Origin of the sequence: Pseudoalteromonas lipolytica (assembly GCF_001306915.1) — a bacterium.
Lineage (GTDB): Bacteria > Pseudomonadota > Gammaproteobacteria > Enterobacterales > Alteromonadaceae > Pseudoalteromonas > Pseudoalteromonas simplex.
This window is the reverse complement of sequence record NZ_LJTC01000006.1, coordinates 220990-235898: the sequence shown is the minus strand read 5'-3', so window position 1 is coordinate 235898 and position 14909 is coordinate 220990. Positions and strand designations below refer to the sequence as shown.

12 protein-coding genes are annotated in these 14909 nt (G+C 40.4%); 8 read left to right on the top strand and 4 right to left on the bottom strand.

Annotated elements, in window-relative coordinates; translation table 11 throughout:
- On the top strand, positions 1-229 hold a 229-nt coding region (locus AOG27_RS11100; RefSeq protein WP_161804350.1), incomplete at its 5' end, for an Lrp/AsnC ligand binding domain-containing protein.
- 235 nt (positions 230-464) lie between these two features.
- On the opposite strand, the gene AOG27_RS11095 is transcribed toward AOG27_RS11100, so the two are convergent.
- Both AOG27_RS11095 and AOG27_RS11090 read right to left on the bottom strand, forming a co-directional pair.
- Positions 465-914, bottom strand: coding sequence for a GNAT family N-acetyltransferase (locus AOG27_RS11095; RefSeq protein WP_054553078.1), 450 nt, complete (start codon positions 912-914; stop codon positions 465-467).
- Positions 915-1103: 189 nt separating this feature from the next.
- Positions 1104-2081 (bottom strand): catalase family peroxidase, encoded by a 978-nt coding sequence (locus AOG27_RS11090; protein ID WP_054553077.1) that lies wholly within the window; start codon positions 2079-2081, stop codon positions 1104-1106.
- Between the two features lie 292 nt (positions 2082-2373).
- On the opposite strand from AOG27_RS11090, the gene AOG27_RS11085 reads away from it, so the two are divergent.
- The 7 genes from AOG27_RS11085 to AOG27_RS11055 all read left to right on the top strand — a co-directional run bounded on the left by AOG27_RS11085 (position 2374) and on the right by AOG27_RS11055 (position 10625).
- Positions 2374-2772, top strand: coding sequence for an ExbD/TolR family protein (locus AOG27_RS11085; protein ID WP_054553076.1), 399 nt, complete (start codon positions 2374-2376; stop codon positions 2770-2772).
- A 140-nt stretch (positions 2773-2912) separates the two neighbouring features.
- A complete protein-coding gene (locus tag AOG27_RS11080; RefSeq protein WP_054553075.1) occupies positions 2913-5726 on the top strand; it encodes a TonB-dependent receptor in 2814 nt (937 codons plus the stop codon).
- Positions 5727-5774: 48 nt separating this feature from the next.
- Complete coding sequence (locus tag AOG27_RS11075; RefSeq protein ID WP_054553074.1) at positions 5775-7079, top strand: DUF5690 family protein; 1305 nt, start codon at positions 5775-5777, stop codon at positions 7077-7079.
- Positions 7080-7099: 20 nt separating this feature from the next.
- On the top strand, positions 7100-7909 hold the full coding sequence (gene phnX / locus AOG27_RS11070; protein ID WP_054553073.1) for a phosphonoacetaldehyde hydrolase: 810 nt from the start codon (positions 7100-7102) through the stop codon (positions 7907-7909).
- Positions 7909-9303 (top strand): FAD-dependent oxidoreductase, encoded by a 1395-nt coding sequence (locus AOG27_RS11065; protein ID WP_054553072.1) that lies wholly within the window; start codon positions 7909-7911, stop codon positions 9301-9303. The genes phnX and AOG27_RS11065 overlap by 1 nt, the downstream gene beginning before the upstream one ends.
- Positions 9304-9313: 10 nt before the next feature.
- Positions 9314-9874 carry an HD domain-containing protein gene (locus tag AOG27_RS11060; protein WP_054553071.1) on the top strand — a complete coding sequence of 187 codons (561 nt, stop codon included), beginning with the start codon at positions 9314-9316 and terminating at the stop codon, positions 9872-9874.
- 64 nt (positions 9875-9938) lie between these two features.
- A complete protein-coding gene (locus AOG27_RS11055) occupies positions 9939-10625 on the top strand; it encodes a UTRA domain-containing protein (RefSeq protein WP_054553070.1) in 687 nt (228 codons plus the stop codon).
- 56 nt (positions 10626-10681) lie between these two features.
- Here AOG27_RS11055 and phnW read toward each other — a convergent pair whose 3' ends face one another.
- Positions 10682-11776, bottom strand: coding sequence for a 2-aminoethylphosphonate--pyruvate transaminase (gene phnW, locus AOG27_RS11050; protein ID WP_054553069.1), 1095 nt, complete (start codon positions 11774-11776; stop codon positions 10682-10684).
- Between the two features lie 142 nt (positions 11777-11918).
- Positions 11919-14825 carry a TonB-dependent receptor plug domain-containing protein gene (locus AOG27_RS11045; protein WP_371319654.1) on the bottom strand — a complete coding sequence of 969 codons (2907 nt, stop codon included), beginning with the start codon at positions 14823-14825 and terminating at the stop codon, positions 11919-11921.
- Positions 14826-14909: the final 84 nt, after the last annotated feature.

Below are 14909 nucleotides of genomic sequence, written 5' to 3'. Positions count from 1 at the left end.
TAAGACAACCGCTATTTTTGAAGGTGTTATCAAAAATTGCGATCAGGTACTTTCTTGCCACAATACAACAGGTGACGCTGATTTTTTATTACAGGTTGTCGCAAAAAACTTAGATGATTATAGCCAATTCATCGATAACACTTTGCGTAAATTACCTGGCGTTACAGCTATTCGCTCAAATTTATCACTACGAGAACTCAAAGCATCTTCTAGACTTCCTATTGGCTAAGAGTTGTTTTGGTTTATTGYCTGTTACCACAATTAAATTTTTTGGCAACTGAAGGTCAGTTGMTGGCACAAAGCYGTATTTCTCTCTAACACGTTTTTGTCCAAAAACGAGTTCATCCAACAGCCTGCTTGTCGCGTATATAAGACTGTCAGATTTTATCAAAGCCCACCAATAAAACCTGACAAGGTATAATTTAGGTTGATGATAATTAAGCTCCCCAAAAAGAGCGTTCCAGCTATTTAACATCAAGTTCCATTACAACACCGTCTTCATCGTCCTCTTCGGTGACCACAAAACCAAACTGAGAATAAAATTTGCGCATCATATGGTGGCCAGGCATATAGAGTATGGTTATTTTTTTACATTCTGGAATTTCTTTCATCTCGTTAATTACTAATTCTGTTGCGATTTTACCTATACCTTGGCCTTGATATTTTACATCAACCATAAACTGAGCAATGTAAAACTCATCAGGTAGCCCTTCTTCAAGCTCTTGGTAATATTGAATAAAACCGACAACCTCATCTTCACGATATATTGCCCGATTAACATAATGGGGATAAAAGCTTGATTCAGCGATAGACTCTGAATTTAACGCTACGTAATCCTCTTGCTCTTTAGTTATTTCTAAGTGAATTACATCCAGCCAATTATCCTTCGTAACATCACGCAAAGTTACATTCATAAAATTCCCTTTATTTATTTTTCAGTAAATGTATAGATATGGGTAAAGTCTATAAAAACAATACATTATTGAAAAATATGACTTTAACTATATACGACAACTTTTACATTAAAATCGCTTGGTCGTTAAACCACCAAGTTTATTTGGTAATCAAATAATCGGGAGCACCGCCAAGCGATTTAGTTTTATTTATTGACCCGTTAAACGCTTAGCAAATGAAATTGCATAGGCTGTTGAGCGTAATTTAAGTACTTTATCATCACTTGGCTTAAACCCTTTAGATAACAGATTTGGGTCATAATTAGTGAGGTCGCAACCTGACTCACCTGTCGATTCTATGGTGAGCTTTCCTAAATTAATTGTTTTGCGCTCCGCAGGCCATTGTACTGAAGGGTCAGTTAATGCATCACCGGGCTTGGCTAATTGTGCTTGAAAACGATAATGAACCTTTCCTTTCGCTAAATCCTCTTCAAGTCGCTTAGCCAGAAATGATTTAGGGAAGGTTTTCATTTGCTCTTCAGTTAGCACCTGCTCAGGCTCTTCTGGCACCATGGTCCATCTAAAGGCATGCTTAGCGCCCTTTTCATCAACCATGTAAAAGGTATGCACACCAAAATAACGCGAAGACACATACGATGCTGGCGGGTTATGGCTTTGCAGCCAATTAAATTGCCCTAAGGTACTCGGGTTTTGCTCTCTGTATGCTTTTACTTTTGCATAATCGATTTGCCCAGTTTTTTCGTCAGGTACTAAGGTACTTAGCAAACCAAAAAACGCTTCTGGGCTTTTACCTGCAAATACAGGTGTACTTAGCCCTGCAATATTGTGTACATCACCATTTTCTAGTACAAACTGCACCCCCACTCCTCGCGGCGAGCGTGATGTTTCATCAGCATGAGGGTTACCACCGCCCATAGAAAAGCGAATATTTGCTTTTGACGGTGCGTTAAATAAAGGGCTAATTGAATACTGCTTTGCTGCTTGATTAGGTGTAAATGTGCCGACAGCGCACACCCCTTTGGCGTGACCTTTTCTGATACCGGGTTGCTTACCTGACAGCTTTTCGAATAAATTAATAAAATCTTGCCCGTTTACTGATTGCTCAGCAAAACTTGCTGTCGGTATAACAAGACACATTGCACAAACAAAAGACGTAATTTTTAACATTTATCCATCCTTTAAACTTAGTTCCAACAAAAGTGACCAGATACACTTCGAAATGATTTCATCAAAGCTAATAAATATTTTTTTACCAACAAAAACGCTACAAACATTTAATAAACTTAGAATATTTATTTAACTACCATTTTTTTAAAAGCTGCTAACTTTAAATTYAGGATCCGAAAAACTGCTGTGGCGCCCAGCATTTTAAAAATAATCCGTGGTATTAATCACGACTATGGCTAGTCCACTTAATCGTAAATTTTGTGGCTTAGTCAAAAACAACAAGGACCTAATTATGGTGAAACAACATAAAAAAACCACTGCAAACGCTGATGTAGATATGACTCCTATGCTCGATATTGTGTTTATCTTGCTGATATTTTTTATCGTCACAACCTCATTTGTTAAAGAGCGCGCTATTGAAGTGAACCGCCCTTTAGCAAAACCAAGTCTTGAAAACCCTAAAAAACAAGCGCAATTTACTATCACTGAAAACGACAGTATTTATTTTGCAAATAGGCTTATCACACCAGAGCAGATAATCGCTAACCTTGCGTTATTTGCTGCACAGTTTGAAATGACCAATGTACAAGTAACAGCAAGTGAGCAAAGCAGCCACAAAACCTTAGTAACCTTGCTTGATAAAATAAAACAATATCAAGATGTACCAATTGCTATCAGCACGTCTTTATAACTTATCTCAAAGGGTCATTTGACCCTTTTTTAATATTAAAAATAAAAAACCGTCACATCTTTGTAAAAAAGCCTCTCTATTATTGTCTGCAACAAATCTGGTCTAGTCCAGATTGAATTTAAAAATAAGAGGCTCAACAGATGATTAAACGACGTACACTCAGCACAGCTGTTTTTTTGTGCAGCTACCCATTTTTATCAGCGCATAGCGCTTTTGCCACTGATGCAAAAATTCAAGGCTCTATCACAGATCATAGTAATCGCTTGCCAGGTGCTTTGGTTAAAGTCGTTGGCACAAATCAATCAACGGTGACTGATTATGATGGTAAGTTTGAGCTTGCTAAATTAGATGCAGGCCACTACCAACTTGAAGTTTCGTATATGGGTTATAGCAGCCAGATTGTTGATGTTGAGATAAGCAACAATGAGGTTAAATTACTGTCTCCTATTGTGATGGATAATTCAGCTAACACCATTGAAGAAGTCGTTGCTGTTGGTCAAATTCAACGTGGTGAAATGGCTGCGGCCAATAGCCAAAAGAATGCTAAAAATATTAAAAATGTTATTTCGGCTGATGGCATCGGTAAGTTGCCAGACCGTAACGCAGCTGAAGCAGTTCAACGCATCCCTGGTGTTTCTATAGAACGCGACCAAGGCGAAGGCCGATTTGTTGCTGTTCGCGGCTTACCTGCCCAGTGGAGCTCTGCAACTATCAATGGCAACCGATTACCAACTGCTGAAGAAGAAACCACCAGCCGCGCCACTGCGTTTGACTTTTTCCCGAGTGAGCTTATTGAATTTGTAGAGGTATCAAAAGCATTAACGCCAGAGATGGAGGGAGATGCTATTGGTGGTAACGTTAACTTTATAACCAAAAAAGCACCCGATGATTTTGTATTTAATGCCAATTTAGCACTCGGTCAAAACGAACTAGCTGATGGCAATAACTACTCTGCCAACTTACTTTATGGCGATCGCATCTTAGATGACAAGTTAGGTTTTTTAATTAACGCAACGGCTTGGCAACGCGACTGGGCAACAGATAACTTTGAGCCTCGTCGAGGAAATGATGGTTTAGGTATTTATCGTTTAGAGCTAAGAGATTACACCGGAACTCGTGAAACTTACGGTTTAAATGGTTCTGTTGAATACCAGCTAGAACAAGGCAATGTTAGTGCTAGTGCCATGTACGGCACACTAATCGACGATGAAACGCATTATAAGCATCGTATGCGTTTTGATAAAGACAGAGCAGAGCTACAACATATTAGAAATGAGCTCATAACAGAAATGACGGGCTTTGAGTTTGCTGGTGAGCATTTCTTTGGCTACGACAAAACATTAAATTGGTCTTTATCTAGCTATGAAAACGAATTTAGGTATGGCAACACGCCTAACAGTGAAGATAACAGTTATTTTGTAGTTCGATTTGACCAAAAAAATGTCGGTTACGAAGGCCTTGAAGACAGAGATACAGGCAAAAACTACGCTTATAACACGATTGATGGTGGTTCAGATCCATGGGATCAAATCAGTACTCATCTACCAAGTGGTTTTTCGTTTGACCCAAGCCAAATGGGCTTATCGTGGGTCGAACTTTATAAAATTAAGGTGAATGAAAAAGATAAAATTGTTGCCGCTTTAGACTTTGAGTGGCAACTCAATAATGATCTTATTGTTAAAGTAGGCGCAAAGTATCGCGATAAAGAACGCGTTGCTAGGTTCAGCGATGAATTTTATGCATGGGATACTGAAAACTATGGCGCAGCCCCTACTCTGAGTGATTTTGCATTAGCCGACCAACCTGGGCGAAGTGACTATTTAAGCGAGCTTTCTTACGATTATCAAAGTCAGTTTTCGCAAGTTGCTAGTACTGATGACTTAGCGAATTTTTGGAATAACAATAAAGACAAGTTTGTCCTTGATAAAAGTGAATCTGCTTTAATCGAAAATGGTGGAGCACTTGGCAGAAACTTTGATGTTAATGAACAACATACATCTTTATATGGTATGGCAACATATACCATTAATGCTAATTGGGAAATGCTAACAGGTCTTCGTTTAACTCAAACAGACACCGAGGTTGACGGTTATATTTACCTTGCAGATGAAGATAAAGTCGAAAGCGTTAAAGCAAACAATGACTACTTGTCTGTGTTACCTGCATTGCATTTAACCTATCACCCTAACAGTCAAACCAATTATCGACTTGCATTAACTCGCTCTTTTGCTCGTCCAGACTTTGGCTCATTAACGCCAGGTGCAACTTACTTAGAAGCAGACAACGAATTAACTTCTGGTAACCCAAATTTAGAGCCGACTTATTCAAATAATGTCGACTTAATGGCTGAATACTTCTTTGACCGCTTAGGGTTAGTTTCTCTGGGGGTATTTTATAAAGATATTACCGATCCTATTTTTCAAAGTAGCTCTATAGGAGAGTTCGGCAATAACACTGGGGTTAATATTATTCGCCCTGAAAATGGCGATAGCGCATGGCTTGCAGGTCTCGAGGTCGCGTTCAATCGTGATTTAGGGTTTATTACACCTGAACTAAATAACTTTGGCATCATGGCTAATGCGACCTTCATGGATTCAGAAATGACGATTCCAGATCGCGCAGACAAAGTCTCCATTCCTCGCCAAGCAGATAGTCTCTACAACTTTACGGTGTATTACGATAATACGCATTTTGCAGCTCGATTAGCCGTTAACTTCAAAGGTGAATACATTGAAGAGCATGGCAGCAGCAAACAATTTGATAGCTATTATGGCGACAATACAAGCGTTGACTTTACCACGTCATATCAGCTTAACGAAAACGCATTAGTCTACCTCGAACTGAATAACTTAACCAACGAGCCTCTTAAATACTACCTAGGCGATGAAAGCCGTCCTCTACAAGTAGAGTACTACGGTGTACGCGGCATGGTTGGCTTTAACTATCAGTTCTAATCAGTTTTTGAGTTGTATGCGGGGCCATTGCCCCGCAAAGGATACCTAATGTTTTCACACCCTAATTGGCTTAAACGTGCGCAAGGAACCGGTTTTGTGTTATTTGCAGCCAGTGCTGCATTTCTCACTTACTTTTCTATGTACGCATTTCGTAAGCCATTCACTGCAAATAGTTACACTGAATTCGACGATCCGAGTTGGCAGATAAGCTTTAAGATTGCACTGATTTTGGCGCAAGTTTTTGGCTATTTATGCGCTAAATTTATTGGCATAAAAGTTATTTCAGAGATGCAGCATCAGCAACGAGGTTTAACAATTATTGGCCTTATTGCCGCTGCAGAAATATCGCTGGTGTTATTTGCTATCACTCCGATTGGGTTAAATGTTATTTGGCTATTTTTTAATGGCCTCTCACTAGGCATGATTTGGGGACTTGTTTTTAGCTTTCTTGAAGGAAGAAAAACCAGTGAAATTCTAGGCGCTATTTTGAGTGTCACTTTTATATTGGCATCAGGGCTTGTTCGCAGTGTAGGCAAATGGCTTATTGATACACTAAATGTACCTGAACTTTGGATGCCTGCAGCAACAGGTGCGCTATTTTTCCCGCTGCTATTGTTTAGTGTTAAATGCTTAACCCTCATTCCAGAACCAACAATAGAGGACGAACAAGCAAGACAAAAACGCTTACCTATGGATGGCAAAGCTCGTTGGCAATTTTTTAAACAGTATTGGTTTGGTATTAGCAGCCTCATTTTAAGCTTCATGCTGTTTACTGGTTTTCGTGATTTCCGTGACAATTTTGCAGCTGAAATTTGGCAAGCTCTTGGCCATGGTGAAGAACCTGCCATTTTCGCCTACGCGGGGATCAGAATGTCATTTATTGTCCTTATCGCATTAGGCGCGATGGTTTTGGTAAAAAACAACAAAACCGCATTTTATGTCAATCACGGCTTTATTTTATTCGGTGCCGCTTTGTTATTGTCGAGCACCTTTGCTTTCGAAGCTAACTTGATATCCGCAAAAGCGTGGATGGTCTTACTTGGCTCAGGTCTCTATATCAGTTACATCCCGTATAACTGTTTTCTATTTGACCGAATGATTTCTGCCGTTGGCTCTGTCGCTAATGCTGTTTTTTTAATTTATCTTGCTGATTCTGCAGGCTATCTTGGCTCTGTCAGTATTTTACTGTACAGAACATTTGCTATGCCTGAACTCAGCTGGCTTAACTTCTTTATTAACGCTTGTTACTTAGTTGGCATTGTTGCCGCCGCTTTAGTTGCATGTTCACTGTGTTATTTCACAGTACGTTTATCCCCTATTCGAACTCATCACTCAAAACAGGTTGTGACCTGAAACAATTAAAAGAGAATCTTATGAAAAACATAGAAGCTATCATTTTAGATTGGGCTGGAACTGTCGTGGATTATGGCTCAGTTGCCCCCACTACCATTTTTGTTGAAGCATTTAAACAAGCTTATGACTTTGATATTTCACTTGCTGAAGCGCGTATTCCAATGGGTATGGGAAAATGGGATCACATTGCCACACTTGGAAAATTGGAGTCAGTTGCTTCACGCTGGCACTCACAGTTTGGCCGAGCAATGTCAGACTCAGATATTGATCACATCTATCAAACTTTCATGCCATTGCAAAAGGCAAAAGTAGCAGACAGAGCAATGCCTATTCCTGGTGCGCTTGAAGTGATCAATCGCTTGAAACAGCAAAACATCAAAGTAGGCAGTTGTTCGGGCTACCCTCGCCAAGTTATGGAAGTGTTAGTCAGTGCCGCTGCAGACTATGGCTATCAACCGGATCATTGGGTAGCAAGTGACGACCTTAAAGCCGGTTCTCGCCCTGGCCCTTGGATGGCTCTTGAAAATGTAAATGCTTTAGGCATTAAAAAAGTTGCTAACTGTATCAAAATTGATGATTCAGCCCCCGGCATCGAAGAAGGTTTGAATGCCGGCATGTGGACAATTGGCCTCGCATTAAGCGGTAATGCGGTTGGCTTAACAGAGCAAGAGTGGCAAGCATGTAGTGCTGAACAAAAGCAGCAACTGACACGTCAAGCTTACCAAAGCTTGTACTCTGCAGGTGCGCATTTCGTAGTTGACTCACTGGCTGATATTGAAGCTGTTTTAATGGAGATTGATGCAAAACTAAGCCGAGGGGAGCGCCCATAATGCAGTTTCAACCTTTTTGGTTTGATAATGCAATGCAAGAGGAAGCCTATGCGCTTCCTCTTTCATTACCTGCAAAGCACCAATGCGATGTATGTATCATAGGTGGTGGTTTTACAGGCCTTTGGACCGCTATCAAACTTAAGCAGCAACAAGCTAATTTAAAAGTTACCATCATTGAAAAAGGCTATTGCGGGCAAGGCGCATCAGGGCGAAATGGCGGTGCAATGTTAACTTGGTCAACTAAGCTGCCCAGTTTAAGTAAGTTAGTCGGTTTCGAAAAGGCACTGTTTTTAGTCAGAGAGTCTGAGTCAGCGGTTCATCAAATTGCAGAGTTTGTTTGTCAGCACGGTATCGACTGCGATTGTCGAATTGATGGCTGTTATTACACCGCCTCAAATGAAGCACAAAAGCACTTGTTAGCCCCCGCAATAAAAATGCTTGAGGATAACAATCTTAATGCATGGCAACACTGTGATACTCAAGCTCTTATCAATACAGGATCAGCCGCCAATATTAGCGGTCATTATTCACCTCATGGTGGTAGTATTCAGCCGGCAAAATTAGTTCGTGGTTTAAAACAGGTCGCTGAAAGTTTAGGCGTTACAATTATTGAACAGTGCCAGTACACAGCACATAGCGGACAGTCCCCCCTAAATGTTGAAACAAGCCAAGGTAATATTTGTGCTAATTATCTAGTATTTGCCGTTAATGCGTGGCTCCTTACCCTAAAGCCGCAGTTTCAACGTAATATCGTGCTGGTTTCAAGCGATATGGCAATTACTAAACCGATGCCTGAAACGCTAAATCATTTAAGTCTCAATCATGGCGCTGCAATAATAGACTCCCGTATTTTTGTAAACTATTACCGAACCACTACTGATGGTCGATTAATGCTTGGCAAAGGCGGAAATTATTTTAGCTTCGCAAACAGAATGAGTGATAAATTTGAGCAGCCGAGTCGCTATCAAACGCTATTAAATAACTCTTTATCACACTTTTTCCCTAACCATAATTTTGAAATTGATCGAACTTGGACAGGCCCTTCTGACCGAAGTGTCACTGGCTTCCCGTTTTTTGGACATTTGAATAATCAAGCAAACGTTATCTACGCCGGGGGTTATTCTGGTAATGGCGTCGTACAGTCTTTTTTAGGGGCAAATATTCTGTGTGCTTTAATTTTAAAAAATGCACCTGTTTGGCAACACTGTGGCCTTGTAAATCAAACATTAGACAACTTTGTAGTTGAGCCCTTTCGAACTGTCGGCGCTTACCTAATTCGTAATGCAATTCGTCGTAAAGAACGAGCAGAAGACAATAACACCCATGTAAATCCAATAGATACGTATCTTGCCAGCCTCATAGGCAGCGCAGGAAAAGTCGATATGAAATCGTAGAGTTTTTTAGATGACCATTACACACCAACAAACAATTACACAGATCTGTTATTTATTTGAGCAGTTTGGTTACCAACACTATGACGAAATTTGTACTCAGTATTCTCATGCAGCCCAGTGCGCTGGGCTTGCATTGCAGCAAAAATTAAGCGCTGATACTGTCGTTGCTGCATTTTTACATGATATTGGGCATTTAATCGCACAGCAGCAAAATCTCACGATGACCAAGCAAGGATATGTGAATCACTGCGAGCTTGGCGCAATTTTTTTAAAAGAAAATAACTTTAATGATGCTGTCGTTTCCATGGTTTCTCAACATGTTCAAGCTAAACGCTATTTAGTCGCAAAGAATGCAGGTTATGAGCAAACACTTTCGCCTGCCAGTACACTCACCTTGCAACAACAAGGTGGCCCTTTGTCGTTACAACAAGCTAATCAATTTTCAGCCCAGCCATTTTTTGAAGAAATTTTACAATTAAGAGAACTTGACGACTGTGCAAAAGATCCAAATATGCATATTGAACCACTTTCTTTTTGGCTAGATTACTTAGATAACTATTTAATTTCATAATCAAACGTTATAAATCCCTTTATTATCAGTTAAGCTAAAGCTGTATTTAGCAAAAAGGCACGGTATGCTTTTATATCAACAAATAAGAAATTACATACATCAATTACTAAGCGAAGGGACTCTGAACACGGGTGACAAACTCCCTTCTGAGCGTTTGTTACAAGAACAATTTAACTCGACCCGTATTACAGTCCGTGAGGCACTACTTCGTTTAGAAGCTGAAGGATTGATCTATAGCCAAACGCGCCGTGGTTGGTTTGTAACACCAACAAAACTTAAGTGGAATCCTGCCACTAAAGTAAATTTTTATGAACTTGCAAAACAGCAAGGCTTTGTTGCTGATACCCAAGTGATTAGCCATCAAGAAATTAGCAATCATGATTTAAAAGCAGAATTTTCTGCATCCACTTTGCACCATTTGCAGCGTGCCCGCAGCCTTGATGAGCGCTTAGTGATGTTTGAAGATATTTTTTGTGATGCTGCGCGTTTTGATAGCCTTGCTGAGCACAACCTAAATGGCTCGATAACACAAATAATGGCAAATCAATACGCAACAAATGTAGTCAATGAGCAGTGCGCAATTAGTGTGACTGTCCTTCCTGACGATGTAGCGCAGGTATTGCAAAAAAATAGTGGTACACCCTGTTTAAAAGTTATTCGTAAACGCTTTGATGAACTAGGCAGTTTAGTGGATTACAATATTGAGTATTGGTTGCATAATGCTATTGAAATGACTGTAGAAGGTCACTAAGGCAATAAATTAAAAAAGGCTTTGTTAAACAAAGCCTTTACACGGGTGAACATTCTTTATAACCAATATCTGCTGTTTGATATTGCTTTAATTAAACGTGTAATATCGTTTTCGAACACATGACCAATATTGCCAATTCTAAAGCAGTCAGCATCTGACACCTTACCTGGGTAAATCACAAACCCTTGGTTTTTAAGCAACAAGTAAAACTCTTTAAAGTCATACCCATTCGCTGTTGGAGAATAAAATGAGGTGATAATCGGTGAATGTAAGCTATCATCTAAGAGCGTTTGAAAACCTAACTCTCTCATCGCAGTGACTAAAAGTTGCTGATTGTCTTTATAACGCTTATGACGTGCTGCAACACCCCCCTCTTGTTCTAATTCAATAAGAGCTTGATGAAATGCGCGTACAACATGTGTAGGAGATGTGAAACGCCATTTACCTAGGTTGTTCTCCATACACTGCCACTGTGCATGTAAATCAAGTGACAACGAACGTGCAACCCCCTGTGATTCTTCAATTAACTCTCGCTTGCAAATTACAAAGCCAAAACCTGGAACACCTTGAATACACTTATTAGATGAGCTAATCATTACATCAATGTGCCAATCTGCTAAGTCAAACGGTACGCCACCAAAGCTGCTCATTGCGTCTAAAATATACACTTTGTTATGGCGTGATAATAGTTCGCCCACTTGCTTTGCTGGGTTTAGCATGCCGGTCGTCGTTTCGCAGTGCACCATTGCAACATGACTAATGTTTTCATCACTCAAGAGTGTTTTTTCAATGTCGTCACAGCTTGGTAGCTGAGTTTCAGTGTAATTTAAAACACAATGGTCAACACCTAAATACTGGGCAATTTCTGCCATCCGTTTACCATATGCGCCATTGTTTATTATTAATAACTTATGTTCATTTGCGACTAAACTACCTAAAGCACTTTCTACACTCGCAGTGCCACTGCCCTGCATTAATGTGCACGTATAGTCAGAACTTTTAGTGGCCAAAGTTACAAGTTTGCTGCGAATAGCCTGTACAACACCTAAGTTATAATCGTCATCCCATGTACACCAATCCTTTAACATCGATTGTTTTACACTGTCCGATGTTGTTAATGGGCCAGGAGTTAACAGTAAATATTCATTCATTTTTAATATCGCCTAAAATCTGGTCTAGTCCAGATATTATTAGGGATTTATGTTGATAAAAAAAGTGAAGTTTTTATGACTGCATTAAAAAAGGGCCTAACGGCCCTTTGCAAGTTAAATAATAAAGGAATCTAAAGGGAGTTTAGAACTTGTACTCTGCACCTACGTAGTAGTACGCACCGTTAAAACCAAATGGTGCTGAACGACGTGAGTAAGTGAATACACCAGGGCTTGAAACAATTGTGTTGCCGCTAGCATCAACAATCGTACCCGAGCGTGAATTACCAATGGTGTTCTTATCTGGGTAAACATCAAATAAGTTATTTGCACCAATGTTAAATGATAGGTTTTCGTTAAAGAAATAGTTAACTTTAACATCAGTTAAGATTTCAGCACCGTATGTTTGACGGCCACCATCTTCAACTGTGTATTCGCCGTAACGGTTTAAAGATAGGTTTACAGTCCAATCTTCTAAGCGGTAAAGCGCGCTTAAGTTAATGCGGTCTTCAGGTTGCCATTCTTCGATAATTGACGTTTCTTGGGCAGAAAACACATCTTCTACCGGAATAGTTTCAAGACCACTGCCTGATGGCGTGAATAAATCAACTACATCTGTTTTAGTAAAGTTAGCAGCAAAGGTGAAATCTAGCGTGCCGCCAAGGCCTTCTGTGTTCCATGTAGCAACTAAATCAACACCTTCTGTTTCTGTGTCGGCACCATTTAAGAAGAACTGACCCGCACCTGCGCCTGAGCTTTCAAGTGCAGCATCGAGCGTATCTGATAAACCTTTACCTAAACGGTTAGAAATAACGATACGGTCGTCGATATCAATCGAGTAGTAGTCAATGGTTAAATTGATATTGTCGGTCACGTTATACACAATACCTAAACTACGGTTTTGTGATTTTTCTTCTTTTAACTTAGGAATACCAATTGATTGCGCTAAGGTACTGTCGTTTCTAAACGTACCTACTTGCTCAGCCACTAAGCTGCCATCATCACCTACAACGAACTGTGTACTTACGTTATTAAAGTAAAGTTGTTGCATAGAAGGTGCTCTAAAACCTGTGCTTAATGCACCACGTAGAGACACATCTTCAGTGACAGACCAGTTACCTGCTAACTTAAAGTTAACGGTATCACCAAAGCCTTTGTAGTTATCGTAACGTACCGCACCTGAAATAATTACATCATCGATAACATAGGTTTCTGCATCCATATAGAATGAGATCACATCGCGCGACTCATCAACTGATGATGCCGGATCTGAACCACCAAAACCTTGTGTACCGCTTGCAGCGTCAACACTACCTACACCGCCATTTAAGCCAGAATAGATGCTCATACCATCAACAGTGTCATAATCACGGTATGCGTATTCGCTACCTTCAAGAATACGGAACTCATCGGTACGAAGCTCAGCACCTAGTGCTAATGAGAAGTTGTCGTAATCTTTGGTGTAATCAAGGTTTAGAGTTTGAAGCGATAATTCAAGGCCATATGCATATGCTGAACGCGGAATAGTGGCACGAATTTCATCAGCCGTTAAACCTTGGTCATAGCGAAGGTAGTTAGCATAAGAGCCGTTGATAGTGTCACTTGTGGTGTAATCAATGCTGTTTTCACCGTAGGTGTACGATAAATCAATGCTTGAGTCATTATCGAACGATTTTTTATAACCAAAGTTATAAGATACGTCATCAATGACAGTATTAATTTTCGGTAAGAAACCCATAGGAATGGTTGCATCACCATCTTGTAATACAGGGTTACCATTAGCATTTGCGTTATGACGGAAAAACGCAGCTGATTCGTTTTCACGATTTGAATAAGTGATGAAGCCATATAGCTCACCACCAGCAAGCTCATAGCCTGTATTAACGGTTAGAGCAAATTGCTGTGAATCTGCATCACCAATTCTAAACGTATCACGAGGTGCCGTTAACTCACGAGGGTCGCCTGCTAAAAGCGTACCGTCATCAAGTTCAGTACAGCCGTAAAATTGACATGAGCCATGAAGGCCAGCACGGTTTGTCGGCGCACGGTCACGGTAGTTGATTGTGGTATTTAAATAACCTTCATCACCTAAAGCAAAACCTTTGTTGAAATCAACAGTTACAGTTTCGCCATCGCCCTCTGAGTACTCACCGTAATTAATAGCCGCTTTACCGCCCTCTTCAGCGTCTTTTAATACGATATTAATAACGCCTGCGATGGCATCTGAACCATATTGCGCAGCAGCACCATCACGTAATACTTCAATACGTTTGATTGCAGCAGCAGGAATAGCATTCATGTCGGTACCCGCCGTACCACGACCTACTGACGTATTAATGTGAATAAGGCTCGCTTGGTGGCGGCGTTTACCATTGATAAGAACTAAGGTTTGATCTGGCCCTAAGCCACGTAATGTTGCAGGGCGAAGTGCATCAGTACCATCACTGATAGACGAGCTTGAAAAGTTAAAAGACGGTGCAATAGCCTGAAGCATACGGCCAACTTCTGTTTGACCTGTATTCTCGAGTGCTTCGGCACTTAAAATATCAACCGGAACCGGTAAATCTTCAACCGAGCGTCCTGCTACACGGCTACCGACAACGGCAATTTTTTCGATGTTTTGTTCTGCTGATTGATCTTCTGCTAACGCTTGCGTATTGGCGGCAAGCAGTAATGGCACGACTGCAGCGCTGACCCCTGATACTTTGATCATGTTATTATCTATCCTATCTACTTGTTTGAGTTTTATACTCAGCAAGCCTTGTTGATCAACAACCGCATCGAGCTCAGTGCCTTCTAGCATCGCATTCAGTGCATCAAGTTTGGTGTAAAAACCAAACACTGATTGCGCTTGATATTGCTTTGCTAATTCGAAAGAAAAAATGACTGTTTGTTCGGTTTGCTTTGCAAATTCGATTAACGCCAAATCAGCTCGTTGCGCTTTGATGTCAAATTGCAGCATTTGTTTTTCAGCCGCTATTGCTACTTGGCCTGCTGTAAGGCCATAAATAACAAAAGAGGCAGGTAACAACGGCAATTGCTTACTGCGCAATTTAAACAAACAAGTGAGGAAGAAAAATCCGCTATGTAAATTTAACTTTTTTTTAATTAATTTTTTGTGACGAGAAAGTGGCGC

Excerpts from the sequence above, each read along its gene's own strand:
- AOG27_RS11095 (WP_054553078.1), bottom strand. The coding sequence starts at position 914 with ATGAATGTAACTTTGCGTGATGTTACGAAGGATAATTGGCTGGATGTA.
- AOG27_RS11090 (WP_054553077.1), bottom strand. The coding sequence starts at position 2,081 with ATGTTAAAAATTACGTCTTTTGTTTGTGCAATGTGTCTTGTTATACCG.
- AOG27_RS11085 (WP_054553076.1), top strand. The coding sequence starts at position 2,374 with ATGGTGAAACAACATAAAAAAACCACTGCAAACGCTGATGTAGATATG.
- AOG27_RS11080 (WP_054553075.1), top strand. The coding sequence starts at position 2,913 with ATGATTAAACGACGTACACTCAGCACAGCTGTTTTTTTGTGCAGCTAC.
- AOG27_RS11075 (WP_054553074.1), top strand. The coding sequence starts at position 5,775 with ATGTTTTCACACCCTAATTGGCTTAAACGTGCGCAAGGAACCGGTTTT.
- phnX (WP_054553073.1), top strand. The coding sequence starts at position 7,100 with ATGAAAAACATAGAAGCTATCATTTTAGATTGGGCTGGAACTGTCGTG.
- AOG27_RS11065 (WP_054553072.1), top strand. The coding sequence starts at position 7,909 with ATGCAGTTTCAACCTTTTTGGTTTGATAATGCAATGCAAGAGGAAGCC.
- AOG27_RS11060 (WP_054553071.1), top strand. The coding sequence starts at position 9,314 with ATGACCATTACACACCAACAAACAATTACACAGATCTGTTATTTATTT.
- AOG27_RS11055 (WP_054553070.1), top strand. The coding sequence starts at position 9,939 with ATGCTTTTATATCAACAAATAAGAAATTACATACATCAATTACTAAGC.
- phnW (WP_054553069.1), bottom strand. The coding sequence starts at position 11,776 with ATGAATGAATATTTACTGTTAACTCCTGGCCCATTAACAACATCGGAC.